The following is a 22463-nucleotide window of genomic DNA, read 5'->3' as shown; positions in this document are numbered from 1 at the left end:
CTCGCGGAGTTCGCATGTCCCGTTTCACGCTTCTGATTCGCCCGGCGACGCTCCTGTCGCTCGCACTGGTTGCTGCAGCTCCCGCCGCCCATGCCGCCCTGAAGCAGGGCAGCGAGGCCCCTGATTTTACGCTTCCTGCCACCCAGAATGGGCAGGAAATGCCGTATACGCTGCACGACGCGCTGGCGAAGGGCCCTGTGGTTCTCTATTTCTACCCTGCTGCCTTCACCAAAGGCTGCACGATGGAGGCTCATGGCTTCGCTGATGCGATGCCGCAATTCAAGGCGCTCGGCGCCAGTGTGATCGGCGTGTCGATGGATAACATCCACAAGCTCGACGATTTTTCCGTAAGCCAGATCAAAGGCCAGTTTCCGGTTGCGTCTGACAGCGATGGGAAAGTGACGCGTCTCTATGACGCCAAGATGCCCATGCTCGATATTGCCCAGCGCGTGACCTATGTGATCGCGCCGGAAGGTCAGATCATCGAGACGATCAGTTCCGAAACCCCTGGCAATCATGTCCAAAAGGCACTTGCCGCACTCAAGACATTCAAGGCCGATGTCATGAGGCACCGCCGCAAGTAAGCTGGCTGGGTCCCTGTTGCCCCTCACCCCTTTCCGCGCTCTGGTTCAGGCTCGGGCGCGATGAAACTGACCATGCCCGACAGACCTTCTCCGCATCATGTTGGCTCCGCCGTGGCCCTTCGCCTGCAGGATGACGTCGTGAGCACAGCTACGTATGACGGCCCCGGCGATTGCTATCGTTATCGCCTTCATCGTGTGTGGGACCCCAGCAAGCCCACCGTGATGTGGTTGATGATGAACCCGTCTGTCGCCACTGAATATGGCGACGACCGCACCGTGGCCAAATGCCAGCGCCATGCGCGGAGCTGGGGCTACGGAGCAATGTTCGTAGGTAACAGCTTTGCCTATCGATGCACGGACCAGAAGCGCCTCCTCGAGGTGCCTGATCCGAATGGCCCGGGTAATGACGAAGCCCTACTCGCCATGGCCAAAGAGGCTGACAAGGTGATCCTCGCCTATGGCTCGCCCACGCATCCCTCACTTCGCGACAGGGGCAATGAGGTTGCGCTCAGGCTGCACGAAGCCGGAATTGCCCTCTATGTAATGAGGCTGAGCAAGGGAGGGCGGCCTGAGCACCCTCTCTACCTTCCCGGAACGCTGGAACCGACCAGGCTGGAAACCTCCTTCTTTGAAGCGCTCGAGCGCGTCTGAACGCGCGCAACACGCTTCAGGCGCATACCCTAAGCACACACAGGCCGATTCAGGAAACGAAGCGCAAGATATCCGCTTCGCGGCTTAGACCGATAGAGATCACGCCTGCATGAAGGCCGTGTCATGCGTCAGAAGGCAGCCTCCGGGCAGTGAGCCCGAAGGAGCGAGAACCTGAAGAGGCTTATTTCTCGGTGATCTGATAGGTCAGAACCACATGGTTGTCGTGGTTCGGCTGGGTGGCGACGGGCTGAATCTGTACGCCCATATCATGCTTCTGGTAGACCTTCTGGATTGCTACCGTATCGGCATTGGCAGCCTCGGCGGTCACCGTTGCACCCGGGCGGAGTGCGGTTGCCGCTTCGAGCTCAGCCGTAGGCACCTTCTTGTTGCCCGTGAATTCGACCTTGTCGAGCACGAAAGGCGCGGGCGCCGCGGCGGCCTCGGGGGCCTGTTCCTCGATCACGAGATAGAACTGCACCGTGTTCTTCACGAAGCGCTCTTTCTCACTGAACTTTGCGCCAAGATTCTTGGCCTTATAGAGATCTGCCACTTTCTGCACGCCGGCATCGAGCTGCTCACGCGTAACCGTGTCGCCCATGTGATAGGGAAGTGCCGCCATGATATCGTCGGTGGAAATTGCCTTGTTGCCCTCCACCTTCAGGATCTTGAGGGTCAGAGGTGCGGTTGCTGCAGGGGCGCTTGCGGCAAGAGCAGGCGTGACCAGCCCGGTCTGTGGCAGAAGGGGCAGAGCGGCCGTACCGGCCATCAGGGCCAGACCTGCCAGGGCAAAACGGGAATTCGGCTTCATCTCTTCGTCCTCTTGAACTGGGTCAAACAGAACACCGGAGCAGGAAACCTGTCCGGCGCGACACCGGATCATAGGCAGCTTGAGGGACGCTTGGCAAAACCCGGCCCGACGCCCCTCGAAAACTCGGTCAGTGTTCAGCCCTCAACCTCGTGCGGCATGGCCGGAGGAGCCGCAGGCGTCGCGTGGGGGCCGGTGGCCTGCACATGGGCGCGGTCCCAACGCTTGGCCAGCGGCAGTAGGGCAATCAGTACCCCGGTCAGGATCAGCCCGGCTACGAACAGATCACGGAAGAGCGGCACATATAGTGCCGCCGCAGCCGCCCCTGTCATCGGGGCACCGGTTGCGGCCGCATAATTGGCTACGAGGCTGCCCGCATACATGGCCACGCCCCAGAGCAGGTAGAGCGAGCCCATCATGAACCCGCTGCTTTCAGGCAAGGTGTAACGTGCGATGATGGCAAGGCCCAGCGCCATGGTCAAAAGCTCCGCCACGGAGACCAGACCGTATCCAAGCACCATGACCCAGGCCGAGACGAGGTTCTGGGCATGCGCCGCCGCAATCCACCAGATCAGGAAGCCCAGGGTCACAAGCCCGAAGCCAAGCACCATCTTGTGGGCCAAGGACAGGTCTCGGCCCTGCGCAGCAAGACGGTTATAGAGTGCCGCCAGAAGCGGGCTCGCGAGCATGATCCAGATCGGATTGAGCGCCTGAAACTGGCCAGCGCTTAGGTGAACGAGCGTGACCCCACCGATGCGCAGGTCACCATCGACCGCACGCAGGGCGAAAAGGGTGAGCGATGTCATCATCTGCTGATAAAAGATCAGATACGCCATGCTCTCGAGGCAAAGCAGGAAGGTGAGGCGCAACCCAGGGCGCGCAGCCGCGCCTGAACGCCAGTAGAGGCGCCCCCAGAGCAGCGCAATCGCCAGACTGGCCGCCCAGACACAAAGGCGTGCAATACCCGGGCTTGCGATGATCCCGGTCAGGACCAGCACCGTCAGGACGAAACCACCCAGCACGATGAGGAACGGCTTGGTCTGGAACGGTCCCTTGTCGAGCGCCGACCCGGCATGATGGATCCAGCGACGGCGCCAGAAATAGTAGAGCAGCCCCACGACCAGCCCGCCTGAACAGGTCAGAAAGGCACTGGCCGGCCCGTAACGATCCTGCAGAAGCGGTGTCAGCAGCATCGATACCGTCGAACCCACGTTGACCGACATATAATAGATGGTGAACGCCGCATCGAGAGCGGCATCGTCCCCCTCATAGATGCGCCGCACGAGATTGGCCGCGTTGGGCTTGAACAGCCCATTACCTGCCGAAATCAGGGCCATCGCAAAGAAAAGCAGCGTACGATGCTGATCGGCCATCGCCAGAGCGGCATAACCGAAAACGAGGGCAAAAGCCCCCATGAGCATGGTCCGACGCGGTCCGAGTATGCGGTCACCCGCATAACCGCCAAGCACCGGGGTGATATAGGTCAGGCCGACAAAGGCGCCAATCAGGACATTGGCCGCTACGTCACTCAGCCCAAGCCGTTGAACCAGATAGAGGGTGAGAACGGCCTGCATGCCGTAATAGCCGAAGCGTTCCCACAGCTCTATGGCGAAGACGACCGAGAAGGCCTGTCGTCGCGTTGGAAGCTCCGTTGGGGAGGATGCACTCATGAAGAGGGGTTCCGGGCAAAGAGACGTGATTGCCCGGAGATAACACACTCCCCCGTGATGGAAAGACTAAAGTCCGGACCAGATCCCCGAGATCCGCATGCCGTCATAGCAGAGCCCAATGAGCAGCATGGTGAAGAACAGGGCGGTAATGACCCCCAGCACCTCACGCGTGAGGATGAGCTTCCAGTCGAAGAACCCCTGTCTGTCCGGCACGGGTCAGGCCTCCTGCTCCGCCTGGGCGCGCTGCCCGGCAAAGAACGCCTCAAGGGCCGGATCAACCGTGCCGATGCGTACCTGAAGCGTGACGTAGAGATTACCTGCCTTGTGCGACCCATGCTCTCCCACGCCACGACCGCCCAGACGCAGCACGGTGCCAGTATCGGAATGAGGGGGCACCTTCATTGTGACCTGCCCCTTGGGCGTTGGCACGACGAGCTTGCCTCCCAGGATGGCCGTCGAGAGATCGACTGGCACATTGGCTCTGAGATCACGCCCATCGCGCGTATATACTGCGCTGGGTGTGACTGAAATCGTGATCAGCGCATCGCCCGCCGGGGCGTTCTCACCCATGCCGGGGCCGCCCTTGCCGTTCAGACGCAAGGTCTGGCCGTCTTCAATCCCGGCTGGGATCTTGACCTCGACCGTACCCGCTTCGGGCAGGGTGACGCGGCTGGTCGTGCCCAGCACAGAGTCCTCGAATGAAACGGTCAGTGTGTAGGAGCGATCGGCACCGCGGCGGCTGCGCCGACGCCCACCGAAGGGACCGCCGCCAAAATCTGCGCCAGTGCCGCCACCGCTGAACATGTCCGAGAAGAATGCGCCAAGATCTTCCTGGTTGAATTGCGCGCCTCCTGGGCCACCCCCATGAAAGCCCCCCTGCCCGCCAAAGCCACCGCCTCCGAAAGGCCCCCGCTCATTGCCCTCGGCATCGATCTCGCCCCGATCGAAACGGGCACGCTTTTCCTTGTCGCCCAGAATGCCGTAAGCGGCACCTACTGCCTTGAACGCTTCCTCAGCCTTCTTGTTGTTCGGGTTATGGTCGGGGTGATGCTCCTTGGCGAGCTTGCGATAGGCGCTCCGGATTTCCTTATCCGTGGCGCCACGCGTCAGCCCAAGCGCTGCATAAGGATCTTTCACGCCAGTTTCTCCCTGTTTTTCGTGAATACTACAGAATTCATGCGTTTAATGTTGTGTCCAGCCCCTGTATTTCAAGAGCGCTAGCGAGAGAACGCCTTGGCCAGAATACTCTGCTTGGCCGCATCGATTGGCAAGGCCGTATCGCGCAGGGCAATACCCTGCCAGCCGGCCCCCATGGCGGTGTAAAGCGCCACCGTATCATGTAGCCGCGCCGTGCGGGCCATGGCCTCGCGATCCTGAGCGCCCAGCAGCGTCCGCTGGGTGGTGAGCACATTGATGTAATCGGTCAGACCGGCTGCGTAGAGACGCCGCGCCCGGTCTGCGGCGAGGCCGCTATCGCGCGATGCCTGGTGAAGCTGGGCAACGTAGTGATCGTTATGCAGCCATGACGTCATCGCGTCCTCTACCTCGCGAAAGGCATTGAGGACGGTCTTCCGATAGGTCAGGCGGCTGGCTTCGGCGCGTGCACGTGCCTCGACCACCTGCGAGGTGAAACGTCCGCCATGCATGACCGGCAGGGTCGCCAGCATCATGAACGACCAGCTCATCGCATTGACCTGAAAGGCCTGATACATGGCCGAGGCGTTCGGGTTGAACGTGAGTGGGATCGAGAATTTGGGATAGAGCTGCGCCACGGCCACACCGATACGCGCCGTCGCCTCGGCATAGCCACGCTCAGCTGCGCGGATATCGGGCCGATTGGCCACAACGATCGAAGGAAGCGTTGCGGGAAAACGCGGCATCTCCGGCAGGGAGGCCACCCCATTGGGTAAAGCTTCGAGTTCCGCCTTGAGGTCACCGGGCATGTCACCCAGCAGAACGCTCACGCCATGGCTCAGTGTGTCGATCTGGGCCTTGAGCGGCTCGAGCGAGGCTGTCTCGCTATCGAGTTCGCTCTGGGCCTGAGCGATCTGCAATGTGTTGCCGATCCCTTCAAGGAAGAGCCGCTTGGTGAGGTCGACCTCGCTCTGCGCGTTCTTCACATTCGCCTGGGCGATCGAGAGGCGAAGCTGCGCCCCACGCAGGGAAACATAGGCGCGCACCAGATCGGAGAGCAGCGTCATGAGCGTGGCGCGTCGGTCTTCGATGCTGACATCGATGGCGCGCTCGCTCGCCTCGACCTCGCGCCGTATACGCCCGAACGCATCGATTTCCCAGCTTGCCTGGGCGCCATAGGTCAGAACCGAGGCCTCGGGACGGTTCTGCGGGTTCCCGGGGCGGATCGGCCAGTTATCGATGTTGATCGAGTAGCGACTGGACCCGCCCCCTGCATTCACATCGAGCTGCGGGTACCAGGCCGAGGCAGCTTCCTCGCGCATGGCACGACCGGCAATGATCCGCTGATCGGCAATGAGCAGATCGTAATTGCCCTTGATGGCCTGAGCGACCAGACGGTTGAGCAGCGGATCATTATACTGCCCCCACCATTCCTTCATTTCGGCTTCGGTCCGGGCGATCTCCTCGGCCGTCGCGGCATGGTCGGTTTCCACAAAGCCGTCGGGCAGCTTCATCCGGTCGGGCTTGTAGCTGGGCCCTACTGTGCACCCGGCAAGCATGACGACGGAGAGGGCGAGGGGAGCAAGCCTATGTGGAAGAGAAACCATGATCAGAGATGATTCTGCAGCCATGTGGTCAGACGTCCCCGCTGTCCCTGCGGCGGCGTACCCACTGTCACCGTGCAGGTCATGCCTGCTGCCAGAATGACCTCGGGCGGGACGCGATCCAGGTGGATGCGCACCGGAATGCGCTGTGCAAGACGCACCCAGGTAAAGATAGGATTCACATCCTGCAGGCCCAGCTTGTCGGGGGAACCGTTCTGGTCATTGATGCCACGCGCGATCGAGACAACATGGGCAGGGATGATCTCGCGATACCCCATGAGCTTCACCCGGGCGACGTCGCCCACATGAACGCCCCACATCTTCGTTTCCTCGAAATAGGCGTTGATCCAGAAACTGTCCGCGTCGATCACCGCCATGCGGGACTGGCCCTCATGCGCGTAATCACCCACGCGCAGATTGAGGTTGGTGACATACCCTTCGACAGGCGAGTACACGATGGAACGTTGCAGGTTCAGACGCGCCACATCGAGCGCGGCCCGCGCTGCATTGACCGCGTCCTCCTGCGTCTCGACATTCGAGTTATAGATTTCCTGCTCTTCGGCCGAGACGATGCCGTTCAGGCCCATACGACGTTTGGCATCGTTGCGGCGCAGCTTCAAATCCTCTTCCGCACTGGCCAGATGGGCCTCAGCTTCTCTGATAGCAAGGCGGAAACGGACCGGATCGATCACGAAAAGCGGGTCGCCACGATGGACGAAATCATTGTCATGGACCGGCACGCTCACCACGGTGCCCGAGACTTCGGGAGCTGCGTCGACGACATAGACGCGTACACGTCCGTCACGGGTCCAAGGGGCAATCATATAGGTTTCCCACAGCGTGTAGCCCAGCAGGAGCGTCACCCCGAGCACCGCGAAGGTCAGGAGGAGTCGGATCAGCGTACGGGCGAGCAGCACGGGAGATTATCCTTGGGCACAGCGGAGAACAGGGGATTGGCGACCAGAAACTGCGCCGGGGAGTCAGGCAGGCACTTGAGGCGCGCAGCGCTGCCAGACGCAGACCCGTCAGACATAGAGCACCATCAGACAGAGCACACACAGATACAGTGCGACCTCGAACAGGGCGACATGCCAGAACCACTCGATCGCCCCGGTCCGCCATAGCAGGAAGCGGATGAACAGGGTTACGGGAATGGCGGCGAGCGAATAGACCGCGATGGGGGAAATGAAGACGCCGAAAAGATCGAATTCCGCGAGCATCGTCCTCCCTCATCCTTCCTGGGTCGATCGGCTGGAATCAGGAGGAGGAGAGCAGGGCCCAGTGGCATGGAAGGCGGATCGAGACACGCCTTGCCACCGGGGCGCAGACATCAGGTGGTCCGACCGATCCCGGATAAGCTCCAGACGATAGCCCGGAGCAGTGACAGGACGGTCATAGGGGAAACACCGCGCTGCCGCCAGCAGGCAAACCTGAATTTTAAATTAGGTTTCAGATAATGGCGGTCACGACACGGTCAAGGCGATCAACGCCGGGCGAAGATGTTCTTCAGGACAGTGAAGAGCTGCTTGCCAGTAAAGCGTCCAACCGGTCCGATCAGGAGGCCGGTGAGGGTGGAAAGCGCCAAGGTCTGCTTGAATTCCGCGAAGCGTCGATCACGACGCAGGCGCGCCTCAAATTCAACGGGGTCTGCAACATTGCGCGTCCCCAGCAGTGCAAAAATGATCACGAAAAGGAGATCGAGACCGAGCACCGAACAGGCAGCAGCGAATGCGGAGAAATGCAGCACACTGTAAGCGAAAGCCCAGAGAACTGCGTGGAACGAAATCAGAGCAAAAAGGCCGAAGATGGCCGCAATGACAAAATAGGCGATACGGCGTCCGATCCGCATTGCCACACGCTGCATGACCTCGCCTTGAGCCTGCAGGGCCTCTTGCCCGACATCGATGACCTTCATGAAGATTCGCTAGCCTTTGACGTAAGAGCGCTTCGGAGGCGAAACAGACGGGATGGCCCGGCATGCACCAGATCACCCTGCCCGCCTCCGGAACGGGTTAAAACGAGAGGCCGCCTTGCTTCAGGTGAGAGACAGCCTATTTGGAGACACGGCCAGCAATAAAGCCAATGACCGCAGAAATCAAAACAGCGGCGAGCGGACGCGCACGGACGCGCGCCTCGGCGTTGTGCAACTGCACATCCTTGATCTCACGGGCGTTGGCAACCGCGTGATCTGCCCGCTCAGCGACATCGAGCAGCGCAGGATTGATACGATCCTTCAGAAGCTGCTCTAGCTGAGCCTTCAGCGTATCGATCTGGTCCTGGGCCGACTTGCTCGCAACATCCAGAGATTTCTTGACGTCTGATTTGCTCATGTCACAACTCCTTGCACGGTCGAAGCCGCAATTAGTGGTTCCGGAACAAACGCATGGAGGAGAGGCGAGGTTTCATGGCGATTTCGACGCAAGGGGGCAAACCTCTCCTGCTGCTTGACAATCTCTGTCTTTTCTATGGAAGCGAGGCTTTCACCCTATCGGTGACCGAGGGCGAAGCCTTAAGCCTGATGGGAGAGGAGCCAGGGGTTCTCAGCCGCCTATGTGATATCCTCGCCGGGTTCGACAAGCCTGTGGGCGGGCGCATCCTGCTTGCCGGGCAGGACATGACGACCTGCCTCCCCGAGCGCCGTCCGATAGTCCTTGTTTCACCCCGTGACCCGGTGTTCGGGCATCTCGACGTATCGGAGAATATCGGCTTTCCGCTGCGTGTGCGGGGCGCGCGCCCTGACACGCTCCACGCGCGCATCGCACGCGTCATGGCCCTGACAGGGCTGGAAGCCCTGGCCACGACGCGGGCCGATCGCCTGACGCCAGAACAGGCCCTACGCCTCAAGCTGGCACGCGCTCTGGCCTATGCCCCCGCGATTCTGGTGCTGGACGACGTGCTTTCCGGACTGGATATGCGCAGCGCAGCCAAGGCGCGGCAATTGCTTTCCACCCTTCAACGCGCTCTCGGACTGAGCATGATCTATGCCGCGCGGGGACGTGAAGATGCACTCTGGCTCGGGGGGCGTATCGCCCTGTTCGATCGGGAGACGCTCATTCAATGCGCCGACGCCGCCACGCTGCTCGAACGTCCGAGCGATCCACGCAGCGCGGGTCTGTTTGGCGAGGCCAATCTGTTGACCGGTCGTGTCCTCGCCATTGAGGAGGACATAGCCCGGGTCCATCTCGCCTGCGGTGGCGTGGTGGAAGCGATGGCTGACGAGGCGCTGGAAGAGGATTCCCTATGCACGCTCTGTGTGCGCCCTGACCGCATGACTCCTCTTTTCGGCACAACGGTAGCAGGTGATGAAGACACACCGCCGCTCGTGGCGAGCATTCAGTCCGTGCTTCATGCAGGCGATCAGATCCGGCTCAGGCTGCGTCTTGCCGATGGGGCAGAGATCGACATGCGTCGCCCGCTGTTGCAGTCCATGCGGGCTATCAAGCCGGGCGCCACGCTACAACTTGCGTGGCAGGCCAGTCAGGCTGTGGCCTTTCCCATGAAAGACGATCTATAAGAAGCGTTCTCACGCTTACCCAAGCCCGGAAAGGCCAGTTCCTGCACGCGTCACCTCCCCTCATGAAACCGGATGACGGCTCGCGTGGCACGCGCCTGCGCGCGACGTGGATGTTGCTGGTGACGCTCTGCCTGCCCGGTCTTGCCTGTCCTGCGATGGCGACCCCGCATCATACGCATCATGGCCCACGTCATGCACGTGCAGCCAAGCCAGCGCGAAGCACCGCGCCTAAATCAGTCCTGGCTGTGGTCTCCGGGAGCATCGATGCCCATTCACTTCTGATGCCCGACCAGCCCTATCCGCTCAGGGAATGGGATGGCAGCCTGACAATGCTCCGCGATGCCGCTACGGCCCGCGTTTCGCCCTGGCTCGCGGCGATGGTGGATAACACCACGCTTTATGCTGCCTGCCGCGACGGGCTCGTGCAGAGCCTTCCCGCCCCGGCCCAACCTGCATCATCCGCACCTACGCGCAATAACGTGGCCTCACCCTGCGGCATTCAGGCGGGGGAGGAGTCGATCGTGCTTGCCTGGGACAGGGGACGCTTGGGCGATGCTGCGCCGGATTGGGGAGACTTCTGGGATATTGCACGCCATCCCGGCAAGCGCGCGCTGCGCCTCGACCCGCGCGGGACGCTCGAAATCGCCCTGATGGCCGATGGGGTTGCCCCAGGGGATGTCTATTCCGTTCTCGGCTCACCCGCCGGAGTGGACCGCGCCTTTCGCAAGCTGGAACAGCTCAGACCCTATCTGGTTTGGTGGCGCACCCCTGAAGAGGCAAGCCGCATCATGAATAGCGGCGCGGCGCTCATGCTCTCGACGCCTTATGACCGACTGGCGGATCTGGGGCCACGGATCTCCTTCGCGGCCCAATGGCGCCAATCGCTGCGCCAAAAGCTCTCCTGGGCGATCCCGCGCAACGTTCCGTCCGAACAGACCGACGCAGTGATCAGAATGCTGCGTGACCAGACGCCCCTGCATGACGACACCCAGGATGCACCCCAGGATGGGCGCGATGCCCGCATTCTGGTTATGAGCGACACATTCTGGGCGCTTAATTTCGACGCGTTGCAGAAACGGCTTCAGGCCTGGCTGACCTCCGCCCCATGAGTGCCGATATGCTTTGCTGTCTTGGCGGCGCTGTGCTCGGCATCGGTCTGTTGCTGGCCATTCGCCCTGCCCTTGCAACACTTTTCCCGCTGCTGCTCCAGTTGGGCGCCACAGGCATTTTCCTAGGCGGAGTCTGGGCGCACCATGCGCTGGCGGCACGCTGGGGCCATGGATCCTGGGCACTCGCCGGGTTTATGATGGCTCCGCTCTGCCTGATGCCCGTCACGCTGCGCCTCTCGGGGGAACGCGTTGCCGGGGCCAAACGCGCGGCATCTGGTCTTGGAGCAGGCCCCTCCGCGAGACTGCGCCATCTCTGGGCCCCTCTGCTGCGCCTGCCTGTTGCGCTCTCCTGTGTGATTCTGGCCATCGGGGTTGCACTGTGCTTCCTCACACCCCCTCATGCCCATGTCTGATACGCCCCGCCCTTTCTGGCAGACAGTCTCACTGGCGGATATGACCCGTGAACAGTGGGAATCCCTTTGCGACGGCTGCGGCAAATGCTGCCTGCACAAGCTCCGCGACGAGGAAACGGATGCCATCTATTTTACCAATGTGGCTTGCCGACTACTCGATCTGAAATCATGCCAGTGCTCGAGTTACGCCGCGCGCTTTCGCAAGGTGCCGGATTGCGTGTCCCTGACGCCGGAGGTTCTGGCGGATATCGATTGGCTCCCGCCGAGCTGCGCCTATATCCTGATACGTGACGGGCAGGATCTGCCGGACTGGCATCCTTTGCGTTCCGGCTCCGCTGCTTCGGTGCATAAGGCAGGCATATCCGGCAAGGGACGTATGATCAGCGAACGCGATGCCGGGCTGCTTGAGGACCATCTTGTAGACTGGCCTGCCGAGATCCCGGCAGGGGTGGCGCGCAAGCGGCGAAAACGCATCCGACGGCGCTGATGAGTGACAGCACCTGCCCCGTCTTGTGGCGTCGCACCAAACGGGCAAAACGCCTCTCCCTGCGCATCGACCCGGCACGGCGACAGGTGGTCGTGACCTATCCGCATACAGTTTCGCTCAAGCGCGCCGAGGCCTTTCTTGACGCCCATCGGGACTGGGTGAGAGACAGGCTTGCTGATTTACCGCCCAGCTTCACTGTGGCGCCTGGGGCGAGCCTGCCTGTGGCAGGGCGGCCCGTGACGCTTGTCCATGCGCCAGAGCAACGCCAGCCTGCCCGCCTGCAAGACAAAAATCTCCTGATTGGCGGGAACCTCGAGCGTTTCGAACAACGCGTTCTCTGTTTCCTGAAAAAGCAGGCGGGGTTGAGCCTGCCAGGCGAATTACTCTTGCTCGCGGCACAGATGGGTTGCACCCCCAGCGCCATCGCATGCAGCAACGCCAGATCTCGCTGGGGGAGTTGCACCCGCGCAGGGCGGATCATGCTCAATTGGCGCCTGGCCCTGATGCCTGAATCAGTACGACGCTATGTAATGATTCACGAGCTCGCGCATATGACCCATTTTAACCATAGTCGCGCTTTCTGGGCTCATGTCGATCGCTTTCACCCGCACCGACCTGACGCACAGACTTGGCTTAAGACCCATGGAAGCGCTCTGCTGGCCCTGAACTGAACACGAACCCGAGCCGGTGATCGCCGGGGGATTTTCACTCCCCTCCCCCCGTGCTAGAGCCAGAGCCGTGCTGTGCGAACTTGGCGGAATGGTAGACGCACGAGACTTAAAATCTCGAGTCCGTAAGGGCGTATGGGTTCGAGTCCCATAGTTCGCACCACTATCTCATTGAAATTAACAGGTTTTTTGGCTCTCAACGCGTCAAGCCGGGCTTTTCCCGGAATTCTTCCCAGAATGGGAAAGTCTGATGCTGCGTCTGATAGGGTCCCGCTACCATTTTCGCAGGGCCGTGCCGAAGGATATCCAGCCTCTCCTGGGGCGGTCCGAGATCTCCCTTTCGCTTGATACTTCGGCTAAACTCGAGGCTCGCAGACGGGCGGCACAGCTATATGACCGGACCGGACAGTTCTTCGACAAGGTGCGCGCCATGAGTGACTCGAAAGACCGACCGCCCACACCCGACGAGATCATCACTTTTTATGAGAGCTTCGTTCGCGATACCGAGTCTGCCCATGCCATCGAAATGCGCCTGCTCGAACTCAAGCATGAGAGGGAAATGACAGAGGTTCAGGTACGCTTCCTCGAGTTCAACAACCTTGTGACGCGTATTCTCTCCATCATCGGCCCCTATCTTGCCAAGGATACCGAGCGGCTTGAAACGATGCGGAAAATCGTGAAGAAGGATCTGCCTGAAGCGCGTGCGGAGGCCGCTAATCTGGCCGCTCAGGTCAATCTCCTAAAAAGCATCGTTGTCGACATTGGAACCGCCACGAAGAGCGAACCTATCGCCCCAGTGCCTCTGACTGCTGAACCAGACCCACGCGGACAAAGCATACCAAAGAAAAAGCTGGCAAGCTCCGGCTCCCGCGCAAAGCTTCTGACGGTCAGCATGGCTGCAGAGCGTTTTATCTACCCAGATACCAATCGTTCAGACGATACGAAACGCGGCACGCGCAAAGCGCTTAACCTGTTCATCGACGCCTTCGGCGACATGGAGGTCGAACGGATTACCGGCGAAACCGCAGGCGAGTTCCGTGATCTCCTCTTCCGTCTTCCCTCCGCCCACGGCAAGGAACGCAACGGCCGCTCAATCCGTGACGAGGTTGCTCGCGCTGAAACTGAGAAGCTTGAGACCATCAGCGCCAAGACAGTCAAGAACCACTTCTCTCGTCTCTCCGCTCTTTGGGCGCTCCTGCTGCAACGTGATCTGGTGTCACGCAACGTCTGGGCAGGGTGGGACTACCATGTCACGAAGAAGGTCGAACGACGCTGCTTCAGCGACGCTGAGCTGGCGCAGCTCAATGCGACACCATGGGCGAGCCGTATGCCCTCTGCACGCACGGCAGCCGCAATCATCAATATTGCTGCCTACACAGGTATGAGACTCGGTGAGATCTGCAACCTGCGATGCGCCGATATCGAGATGATGGAAGGTGTCGCCTGTTTCCAGGTCCGCTCGCACAGCGAGAGCGGATGGTCCCCGAAGACCCAGGCCGGCACACGCATCGTACCGATCCACCCTGAGCTGATTGCAAAGGGTATCCTGTCTTTCATGAAGCCCGGTCAGGTCTGGCTATTCCCGGATCTGGTCGTCACAAAAACCGGCGACCGCTCAGCGAGCTTCTCTCAGGCCTTTGCGCGCCTGCGAAGCAGAGCCGGACTCCCCAGGGAAGTCTGTTTCCACAGCTTCCGTCACACAGTCTCGACCAAGCTGCGCAATACCGGGCATGAGCTGCGCGAAATCTGGATTGACCGTCTCCTTGGGCATGAAGCAACGCATCGCAACCAGGGGACCATGAACTACACCTCCGCGATTGACGTCCCCAACCTCAAGCGTGTTGTCGAAGCGATCAGTTATGAGACACTTGATCTAACAATTCCCGAAAGGTGAGCGGATACACATCTTTAGACGTTAGCTCGTCCGCTTTCGCCCTCATCTCGGTCATACAATGTCCCATGAACCATGGCTGGAAGCAGACAGTCCGCAATCACTATGAACTGATGCCGTTTCCTCCCGCCCGAGCGCATTCTCCGCTCGGCTGCATACAAGCAGCCTTTCTGGAGAACGTGTCATGGAACAAGGCATACGCTTCCCATCACCCACATTGAAAACCCAAACTCCGTGGAACGCCGGCAAAATGGTCGGCGCCAAACGGGCACTGGAAGAGAAAAACGTCTGGGCCATCCGCTTTTGGCTGGCCCACGAGGGTCGAATCCGAGATCGAGCGCTGTTCGATCTCGCCCTCGAAAGCAAGCTTCGAGGTTGCGATCTTGTGACGCTGCGCATCGGTGATGTCGTTACCAGCGGTCAAATCCGGAGCCGTGCGATGATCGTGCAGCAGAAAACCAGGCGTCCGGTGCAATTTGAAATCATGGAAACGACGCGTGAGAGCGTTCGTGCCTGGCTGGAGCATCGCGGTGGCTCACTGCAGGATTTTATTTTTCCCAGCCGCTTGAGTGCGAAGGCACATCTGAGCACCCGGCAATATGCCCGCCTGCTGGACGAATGGGTGGAAGCGGTTGGCCTGATCCCCGGCGAATACGGCACGCACTCCATGCGCCGGACGAAAGTCGCGATGATCTACAAACGCACCGGTAATCTGCGTGCGGTACAAATCCTGCTGGGTCACACCAAGCTGGATAGCACGGTCCGATATCTGGGTGTCGATGTTGAAGATGCATTGGCTTTGTCAGAGGCAACGGATCTGTGAGGTCTCCTGCGTTTGGCGCTTGCTCTCTCCCTATGTGTACATGATATGATTACACATAGGGAGGATCACATGAGCGAACAGCTTTCTGGCAGCCAGAGCGCGCCACTGAAAATCGGGGTAAGAGAATTCCGCGGCAACCTGACCGCCTACCTTCGCCAAGCGCGACAGGGCAATACGATCCTGGTTACGTCCCATGATGAGATCGTGGCTGAACTGCGCCCACCATCCCCGTCCTATCGTCCCCGTCGCCAACCAGGTGCGCTGCGTGGGCGTATCAAACTGAGTGACGATTTCGATGAGACGCCGCAGGATATGCTCGACAGCATGGACGGGGGCCTGTGAAGGTTCTGCTCGATACACATGCGCTGCTATGGTGGTTGTCCGACTCTGACAAACTGGGACCTGCAGCCGGTGAGATCATTGCGGATCCGACCCACGACATTCTGGTTAGCATTGTCTCGCTCTGGGAGATCGCGATCAAAATCCGGATCGGGAAGCTGGATGCAGATCTCAATGAGATCACAAATTGTATTCCGGCAGAGGGCTTTACGCTTCTACAGATTACCCCCGAGCACCTGAAAGTCCTGATGGGCCTACCTATCCATCATCGTGATCCTTTTGATCATTTGCTTATGGCGCAGGCACTGAGTGAGCAGGCAGAGTTTCTATCCGGGGACAGCCAGATGGACCATTACCCAATCGAGAGGATCTCCTGTTCGTAACTGTGCTGTTGATTGCTTTATAAGTCTTTCGCAATGTCCAGAAAATGGTGGTTTTATGGACAGGTCTTTGGGGCTTCGATTTTTCATGGCAGGGCATACTCTATACTGTTAAGATAGTCGTCAATTATTCTATGTTTAGGAACTGTCAATGAATCAACGCATTGGATACGCTCGCGTTTCGACGGATGACCAGCACCTAGACCTACAGCGCGACGCGCTCTTTCAGGCTGGATGCCAAGTAATTTACGAAGAAGCGGCTAGTGGTAAGAGTGCGGCGCGTCCGGAGCTTGAGCAGTGCCGCAAGGCGTTACGGGACGGAGATACCCTTGTGGTGTGGCGGCTGGATAGACTCGGGCGCAGCCTTCCCGACCTAGTGCAGATTGTGGCAGACCTTTAACAGCGCTGCATTGGCTTTGAAAGCTTGATGGAGAAGATCGAGACGGGCAGCGCAGCGGGCAAGCTGGTTTTCCATGTGTTCGCGGCGTTGGCCGAGTTCGAGCGCGGCTTGATCCGGGAGCGGACGCAGGCCGGGCTGGCAGCCGCCCGCGCACGTGGCCGGGCCGGCGGCCGTAAACCGAAGCTGAACGCCAGACAGATACGCCAGATCAAGGCACTTTTGCGCGATCCCAAAAATAGTGTTGCCGAAGTGGCACGCGATTACGGTGTGTCGAGAGCAACTATTTATAAGCATTGCGGCGTAGTAAAACCGCGTGGTCAATAACGAAGAGAGAATTTATTCCGTGTCGAGAATTACAGATTTGATTGCCAAGACAAAAGCCAAGGACTCTTTGTTAGGTGCCGAGTTGGAGCGCGAGTTCAAGGTGTTGTCGGCCCGGCTTCCATTTGGGTTGAACTTTGAACGGCATAGCCCGGAAGTGGTTGAACTGCCCCTACGTCCTGTACGCAAGGGTGACAAGGTGCGCGTGCTACCGGTGCGTGGCAAAACCCGGAAGGGCGATCAGCGACTGTGGCAGGTGAAGACCATCCACAAGGCGAAGAAAACGGCTGATTTGGAGTTACTGGATGTGGCAGGGGGTGAAGCACGGACCGTGGCGCTGGGTGATTTGGTGGTGGTAGCTGAGTTTCGCGACATCATCTATCCCGGCCTAGTCAGCACCGGTAAGGTACAGCGTGGTGGCGACAAGGCATGCCAAACCGTTATTAATGGTGAGAACTACCACGTCCTTAAGGCCTTAACTTACACGCATCGCGGCAAAGTCGACGCTATCTACATAGACCCACCTTACAACAGTGGAGCGAAGGATTGGAAATACAACAACGATTACGTCGATAAGGAAGATGTGTACCGGCACAGCAAATGGCTGGCGATGATTGAACGGCGTCTGCTAATGGCTAAAAAGCTGTTGAATCCGGAAGATTCTGTTCTGATCGTCACAATTGATGAAAAAGAATACCTCCGGCTGGGACTGCTGTTGGAACAGTTGTTTCCGGAAGCGCGGATGCAGATGATAAGTTCATCCATCAACCCAAAAGGATCGGCGCGAGGCAAAGAGTTCTACCGTGTTGATGAATATATATTCTTTCTTGCTTTTGGCCGTGCCGTCGTTCAGGACTTCTTAGTTCCGGGCCTTTGTATAACGAAATCGGATGCAAGCAAGGAGAACCATGAGAACGTAGGAGTAGTGGAGAATGCGGATGATGTTGCTAAGAGTGAAGCTTTACCTGATGTGCGCTGGGCTTCACTATTGAGGAGCGGCAGCGGCGCGCAACGTGAGGAATCGCATCTCAAGTTCTACCCCATCTATGTAGATATCATTCAGAATAAGATAGTGGGATGTGGTGACCCGCTTCCTTTGGGAGAGCATCCAGTACAGGAAGGGGCTGATTCTCCTATCCGCGCTTGCTGGCCGATGCGACAGGACGGCAGTGAGGGGCGGTGGCAGTTGAAGGTAGACTCGTTTGAGGCGCTACTCAAGGACGGGCATGTAAAGATAGGCTCAATTAGCGCAGAGAAAATCACCTTCTACTATTTAATGGAAGGACAGCGGAAAAAACTGGCTACCGGCGAACTCGTCATTACAGGTAAAGACGGGTATGGCGGAATCATTGTCGAATACTCACGGGCTGATTCGATTAGCGGGCGACCGAAAACGCAATGGATGGCGACTTCGCATAGCGCTACGGATCACGGCACATCAATGCTTAGAAAAATAATTCCGAAAAGACCGTTCCCATTCCCCAAATCTTTATATGCGGTCGAGGATGCGCTTCGTTTCTTTGTCGGTAACAAGCCCGAAGCCGTCATTCTGGACTTTTTCTCTGGGTCGGGGACGACCGCTCATGCAGTGATGAGACTGAATAAGCAAGATGGGGGGCGCCGCCAGTGTATCTGTGTGACTAACAATGAAGTCGGTGCGGACGAGCAAACGCAACTTAGAAAGAAGGGGTTGCGTCCTGGCGACCCTGATTGGGAAGCGCTTGGTATTTGCGACTACATAACTAAACCTCGAATTGCTGCCGCCATTACTGGGAGGACACCGGGCGGTGAGCCAATCAAAGGTGGCTACAAATTCACTGATGAATTTCCGATGGCCGAAGGTTTCGAGGAAAACGTCGAGTTTTTCACCTTGACTTATGAAACGCCGGTGTCGGTCAGTTACAACTTGGCGTTCAATCGCATTTCCCCTTTGCTCTGGCTGCGAGCCGGGGCGCGGGGTAATCGCATAGACATGCTGCCGAGCGATGGGTGGGCGGTGGTCGATGCCTATGGATTACTCAGCAATGTGGATGCAGCCACGCCCTTTATCAAAGCGCTGGCCAAGGCCGATGGAACCCGTATTGCCTATATCGTTACCGACGACGACCGTCGCTTTCAAGCGATTGCCAAGCGTTTGCCCGATGGCATCGAACCTGTGCGCCTGTACGAATCTTATCTCACTAACTTCAGCTTCATTAATGGGGAATAACTGATGAAGTTTACGCTCAAAGACTACCAGCGCGACGCTGTCCGCGCATCCTTGAATAACCTGGGCAAGGCTCGCCGCCTATGGCATGGCGAGGCCGACAGGACGGCGTTTTCACTTACAGCGGTCACCGGCGCGGGTAAGACTGTAATGGCCGCTGCCACGTTTGAGGCGCTATTTCATGGCGACGATGAGTTCAGTTTCGATGCCGACCCCGGTGCGGTGGTAATCTGGTTCAGTGACGACCCTTCGTTAAACGAGCAGACCCGTTTTCGCTTTATCGAGGCCAGTGACCGCATTAACTACACCGACTTGGTGGTCGTGGAAAATACCTTTAATAGGCCGAAATTCCAGGCGGGGAAAATCTATTTCCTCAATACTCAAAAACTCAGCAAGAACAGCTTGCTAGTGCGTGGCCATGATCCTGAAGAGCTAGCGGCCAAGTTGGACGGTACGTTCCCGGAAATGCGGCCTGATCTGCGGGCATACACGATTTGGGACACCATCCAGAACACGATTGAAGACCCGGACTTGACGCTCTATCTGGTATTGGATGAGGCGCACCGTGGCATGGGTACACAGGCAGCAGCCAGTCAGAACGATAAGAGCACTATCGTCCAGCGGCTCATTAATGGCGTTGGCAGCGTACCCGGTATCCCGGCGGTTTGGGGGATTTCAGCCACGGTGGAACGGTTCAATAAGGCGATTGAGTCGGCGGGCAAACACATCAAGTTACCCAATGTGGAAGTTGATGCGGCTAAGGTGCAGGAATCCGGCCTGATTAAGGATACCATCCTGCTGGATATTCCAGACAATGCTGGCGATTTCGATACTGTGTTGGTGCGGCGTGCGACCGATAAACTAAAGGAATCCAGTATCGCGTGGGAGGCTTATTCCAAGAAGCAACAGGAAGCGCATGTTGTCGTGCCGTTGATGGTTTTACAGGTTCCCAACACGCCTGACCACGATGAAATCGGGCGGGCGCTGACCACCATTTTCGAGCGCTACCCTGAGCTACCCTCTGCCAGTGTGGCGCACGTGTTTGGGGGTCACAACACGCAGTGCTTTGGTAACCGCGACGTGCCCTACATCGAGCCGCAGCGGGTTCAAGAATCGACATGGGTGCGGGTGTTGATTGCCAAGGATGCCATCAGTACCGGCTGGGATTGTCCGCGTGCCGAGGTCATGGTGTCGTTCCGTGCGGCCAGCGACAAGACGCATATCACCCAGTTGTTGGGCCGTCTGGTTCGTTCACCGCTGGCCCGCCGTATTCCTGGCAATGACCGCCTGAATTCGGTGGACTGCTTGCTACCAAAATTCAGTCGCAAGGCCGTGGAGCAGGTGGTCGATGAGCTGACAACCGGCAACGAGGCGGCAACACCTGGGCGCATATTGATCGACTACATTGAGGTGCGGCCGAACCCTGCTGTTGCACCTGCCGTGTGGGAAACGTTCGAGGCCTTGCCGTCACAAACGCGGCCGCAACGTGGCGCGAAGCCAGCAGTCAGGTTGACAGCATTGGCGCATGAGTTGGCATCCGACGATATTCTGTCCGGCGCAGGCAAAGTGGCGCACGCTGAGATGCATGACGCCTTGGATGAGTTTCAGGTCGACAACTATGCCAAGATCAATGCCAAGCGGCAGTCCGTGTTGGTTGTGGACGGAAAAACCGTGAAAGCAGACATGCTGGGTCAAGGCCGGAGTTTGGAAGCATTCTGGGAAGACGCCGATGTGGCAGTCATCGACGATGCCTACCGTCGTGCTGCGCGCACCTTTAGCCCGGCTATTGCCCGTTCCTATGTTGACCATCTAGCCAGTCAGCAAGCCGATCGCGAAGAAGACTCGGAGAGCTTTATTGAGGCCATCATGGAAGCTCGCGTAACCGTTGCTGGTTTGGGGCTGGTGATGGAAGCACAGGCCTATTTTGATGCAGAGGCCGATAAACTAGCGAAGAACTGGTTTGCCAAGTATCGGGCGCAGATCAAGGCGCTCAGCGATGATCGGCGCGAGTCTTATAGGCAGATCATCGAAATGAGCACGGAGCCGCAGGACGTGGGCTTGCTAAAGCCGGAGGCCCGTTATGAGGCGACTAAGGCGAACGAAAATGGAAAGATAAAAGTGCTCCCGGTCTGGGGGCGCCATTTGCTGTGCAACGATGACGGCAAATACCCCGCTGAACTGAATGACTGGGAGCGGACAGTGGTCGAAACTGAGTCGGCCAAGCCTGGGTTCTCGTTTTGGTATCGTAACCCGCAGCAGCCAGGGCAATCTTCGCTGGGTATCGCCTATAAAAAGGCCGAGCAGTATGGGATCGTCCGGCCCGACTTCCTGTTCTTCGCCGAGCAGGATGGCACGTTCGTAGTCGATCTGGTTGACCCTCACGGTTTGCACTTGAGTGACGCGCTTGCCAAGCTGCAAGGCTTAGCTTTGTATGCTGCCAGTCATGCTGATGCCTATCGCCGAATCGAATCTATTGCCCAGGTGAAAGGGAGTGATAAGCTGCGCGTGCTTGACTTGAAACGGCCGGAAGTACGGGATGCGATTGCTGTGGGTCAGGATGCAGAGATGCTATTCAGCAGCGGATTGGCAGATGATTACCAGTGACCGAATAAGCATAATAACGAATCAGCACATTCGAAATGAATCTATTAACGAAGCGCGCTCACTGCGGGCATGGCCACAAATAGAACTCATGGATGATCGAGTCGGCAATTTGTTTAAGGTCATAGTGACGCGTCCGAGTGTGCCGGAGTCAGTTGGAAGTTTTTGACTGATCGGCTGGGCGGTTAGTGAGTAGTCTTCGAATTTTTAGAACTTTGTTATGTTATCAGCATGAAACTGTATGAAGAAAACGAACCGTTTTTCATCACCGAGGAAGTCGAGGCCAAAATGACCGGCAGCGGCTACGAGTTCGAGCTGCCGCCTATTGCCTGCTTGGTACGCCTGTGTGACGTTCTGAGGGGCCTCAGCGAGGTCGAGCTGATATTGCAGTCGGACGAAATTACCGTCCAGGAGCGCAAGTACCGACAGAATAAGTCATTCTTAGTCGATTAAATTGGTAATGGTCTTTTTCATGGTATTTCTATAGTCGGTTTTTTTTCAAGTAGATAAAATATAATGGAATTTTTAATTAAGTAATAATTGAGTGGGAATTGTGGTTGCGATCTTGAATGTCCGGTTTTTCAAGAATCTATCCAACAGCGGACAGTCCGTTTGCCCCCCATAGCCCCCCCCTCGCACCAAACCTACCGCCCCTCGCCACGTTTTCTGTCCCGGAACCGGTCATTATTGTGCCGGTGTCAATCGGATCGACCGGGCGGGCCGGTCATCCGTCCCGGAACCCCTGTTTCCGGAACGCTCTCCTCCGCAGGAAACCGCACGCCAGATCGTGGTTTTCGAGACGGCCATGATCTGTCCAATTTCGTGCAAAGATTTTCCAGCCTTGTGCAGCTCAACCGCGTGCC

Annotated in this window: 23 protein-coding genes, 1 tRNA gene and 1 pseudogene; 16 read left to right on the top strand and 9 right to left on the bottom strand. The window is 58.3% G+C overall.

What is annotated here, in order from left to right:
• The first annotated feature begins 14 nt into the window (after positions 1–14).
• Both WFJ47_RS09125 and WFJ47_RS09120 read left to right on the top strand, forming a co-directional pair.
• Positions 15–584: a peroxiredoxin gene (locus WFJ47_RS09125; RefSeq protein WP_336762467.1), complete on the top strand. Its 570-nt coding sequence runs from the start codon at positions 15–17 to the stop codon at positions 582–584.
• 72 nt (positions 585–656) lie between these two features.
• The gene (locus tag WFJ47_RS09120; protein ID WP_336762466.1) at positions 657–1235 is read left to right on the top strand and encodes a DUF1643 domain-containing protein; all 579 of its coding nucleotides are present in this window, start codon (positions 657–659) and stop codon (positions 1233–1235) included.
• A 181-nt stretch (positions 1236–1416) separates the two neighbouring features.
• On the opposite strand, the gene WFJ47_RS09115 is transcribed toward WFJ47_RS09120, so the two are convergent.
• From WFJ47_RS09115 to WFJ47_RS09075, 9 genes are all read right to left on the bottom strand, one after another.
• A complete protein-coding gene (locus WFJ47_RS09115; protein WP_336762465.1) occupies positions 1417–2043 on the bottom strand; it encodes a POTRA domain-containing protein in 627 nt (208 codons plus the stop codon).
• Between the two features lie 134 nt (positions 2044–2177).
• Positions 2178–3710 carry an oligopeptide:H+ symporter gene (locus WFJ47_RS09110; RefSeq protein WP_336762464.1) on the bottom strand — a complete coding sequence of 511 codons (1533 nt, stop codon included), beginning with the start codon at positions 3708–3710 and terminating at the stop codon, positions 2178–2180.
• Positions 3711–3776: 66 nt separating this feature from the next.
• A complete protein-coding gene (locus WFJ47_RS09105) occupies positions 3777–3923 on the bottom strand; it encodes a hypothetical protein (protein ID WP_158625427.1) in 147 nt (48 codons plus the stop codon).
• A gap of 3 nt (positions 3924–3926) precedes the next feature.
• Positions 3927–4847 carry a DnaJ C-terminal domain-containing protein gene (locus WFJ47_RS09100; protein WP_127103171.1) on the bottom strand — a complete coding sequence of 307 codons (921 nt, stop codon included), beginning with the start codon at positions 4845–4847 and terminating at the stop codon, positions 3927–3929.
• A gap of 80 nt (positions 4848–4927) precedes the next feature.
• Positions 4928–6475, bottom strand: coding sequence for an efflux transporter outer membrane subunit (locus WFJ47_RS09095; protein WP_408868642.1), 1548 nt, complete (start codon positions 6473–6475; stop codon positions 4928–4930).
• Entirely contained in the window at positions 6454–7365 is a 912-nt protein-coding gene (locus tag WFJ47_RS09090) for an HlyD family secretion protein (RefSeq protein WP_127103170.1), read from the bottom strand. The genes WFJ47_RS09095 and WFJ47_RS09090 overlap by 22 nt, the downstream gene beginning before the upstream one ends.
• Before the next feature lie 108 nt (positions 7366–7473).
• Entirely contained in the window at positions 7474–7668 is a 195-nt protein-coding gene (locus WFJ47_RS09085) for a DUF1656 domain-containing protein (protein WP_127103169.1), read from the bottom strand.
• A 263-nt stretch (positions 7669–7931) separates the two neighbouring features.
• Positions 7932–8363, bottom strand: coding sequence for a phage holin family protein (locus WFJ47_RS09080; protein WP_127103168.1), 432 nt, complete (start codon positions 8361–8363; stop codon positions 7932–7934).
• A 136-nt stretch (positions 8364–8499) separates the two neighbouring features.
• Positions 8500–8778 carry a hypothetical protein gene (locus tag WFJ47_RS09075; protein WP_127103167.1) on the bottom strand — a complete coding sequence of 93 codons (279 nt, stop codon included), beginning with the start codon at positions 8776–8778 and terminating at the stop codon, positions 8500–8502.
• A 74-nt stretch (positions 8779–8852) separates the two neighbouring features.
• Between WFJ47_RS09075 and WFJ47_RS09070 the strand changes: the two genes are divergently transcribed.
• The 14 genes and pseudogenes from WFJ47_RS09070 to WFJ47_RS09005 all read left to right on the top strand — a co-directional run bounded on the left by WFJ47_RS09070 (position 8853) and on the right by WFJ47_RS09005 (position 22053).
• Positions 8853–9962 carry an ABC transporter ATP-binding protein gene (locus WFJ47_RS09070; RefSeq protein ID WP_336762462.1) on the top strand — a complete coding sequence of 370 codons (1110 nt, stop codon included), beginning with the start codon at positions 8853–8855 and terminating at the stop codon, positions 9960–9962.
• 62 nt (positions 9963–10024) lie between these two features.
• Positions 10025–11071 (top strand): extracellular solute-binding protein, encoded by a 1047-nt coding sequence (locus WFJ47_RS09065; RefSeq protein WP_336762461.1) that lies wholly within the window; start codon positions 10025–10027, stop codon positions 11069–11071.
• Complete coding sequence (locus WFJ47_RS09060; RefSeq protein ID WP_336762460.1) at positions 11068–11484, top strand: hypothetical protein; 417 nt, start codon at positions 11068–11070, stop codon at positions 11482–11484. Before WFJ47_RS09065 ends, WFJ47_RS09060 begins: the two co-directional genes overlap by 4 nt.
• The gene (locus WFJ47_RS09055) at positions 11477–11971 is read left to right on the top strand and encodes a YcgN family cysteine cluster protein (RefSeq protein WP_336762459.1); all 495 of its coding nucleotides are present in this window, start codon (positions 11477–11479) and stop codon (positions 11969–11971) included. Before WFJ47_RS09060 ends, WFJ47_RS09055 begins: the two co-directional genes overlap by 8 nt.
• Complete coding sequence (locus tag WFJ47_RS09050) at positions 11971–12642, top strand: SprT family zinc-dependent metalloprotease (protein WP_336762458.1); 672 nt, start codon at positions 11971–11973, stop codon at positions 12640–12642. The genes WFJ47_RS09055 and WFJ47_RS09050 overlap by 1 nt, the downstream gene beginning before the upstream one ends.
• A gap of 74 nt (positions 12643–12716) precedes the next feature.
• A tRNA-Leu gene (locus WFJ47_RS09045) sits at positions 12717–12802 on the top strand.
• A gap of 87 nt (positions 12803–12889) precedes the next feature.
• Entirely contained in the window at positions 12890–14533 is a 1644-nt protein-coding gene (locus WFJ47_RS09040; RefSeq protein WP_336762455.1) for a DUF6538 domain-containing protein, read from the top strand.
• 181 nt (positions 14534–14714) lie between these two features.
• Positions 14715–15353 (top strand): tyrosine-type recombinase/integrase, encoded by a 639-nt coding sequence (locus WFJ47_RS09035; RefSeq protein WP_336762453.1) that lies wholly within the window; start codon positions 14715–14717, stop codon positions 15351–15353.
• 45 nt (positions 15354–15398) lie between these two features.
• Positions 15399–15695 (top strand): prevent-host-death protein, encoded by a 297-nt coding sequence (locus WFJ47_RS09030; RefSeq protein ID WP_336762452.1) that lies wholly within the window; start codon positions 15399–15401, stop codon positions 15693–15695.
• Entirely contained in the window at positions 15692–16075 is a 384-nt protein-coding gene (locus tag WFJ47_RS09025) for a type II toxin-antitoxin system VapC family toxin (protein ID WP_336762451.1), read from the top strand. The genes WFJ47_RS09030 and WFJ47_RS09025 overlap by 4 nt, the downstream gene beginning before the upstream one ends.
• A gap of 148 nt (positions 16076–16223) precedes the next feature.
• Positions 16224–16796 (top strand): annotated as a pseudogene (locus tag WFJ47_RS09020) (recombinase family protein).
• Entirely contained in the window at positions 16786–19002 is a 2217-nt protein-coding gene (locus tag WFJ47_RS09015) for a DNA methyltransferase (protein WP_336762450.1), read from the top strand. The pseudogene WFJ47_RS09020 and the gene WFJ47_RS09015 overlap by 11 nt, the downstream one beginning before the upstream one ends.
• 3 nt (positions 19003–19005) lie before the next feature.
• A complete protein-coding gene (locus WFJ47_RS09010) occupies positions 19006–21603 on the top strand; it encodes a DEAD/DEAH box helicase family protein (RefSeq protein ID WP_336762449.1) in 2598 nt (865 codons plus the stop codon).
• Positions 21604–21831: 228 nt separating this feature from the next.
• Positions 21832–22053: a hypothetical protein gene (locus WFJ47_RS09005; RefSeq protein WP_336762447.1), complete on the top strand. Its 222-nt coding sequence runs from the start codon at positions 21832–21834 to the stop codon at positions 22051–22053.
• The last annotated feature ends 410 nt before the right edge of the window (positions 22054–22463 follow it).

Source organism: Asaia sp. VD9, assembly GCF_037150015.1.
Taxonomy (GTDB): domain Bacteria; phylum Pseudomonadota; class Alphaproteobacteria; order Acetobacterales; family Acetobacteraceae; genus Asaia.
Note: the sequence above shows the minus strand (reverse complement) of the source record. Positions and strands in the feature narration are given on the sequence as shown.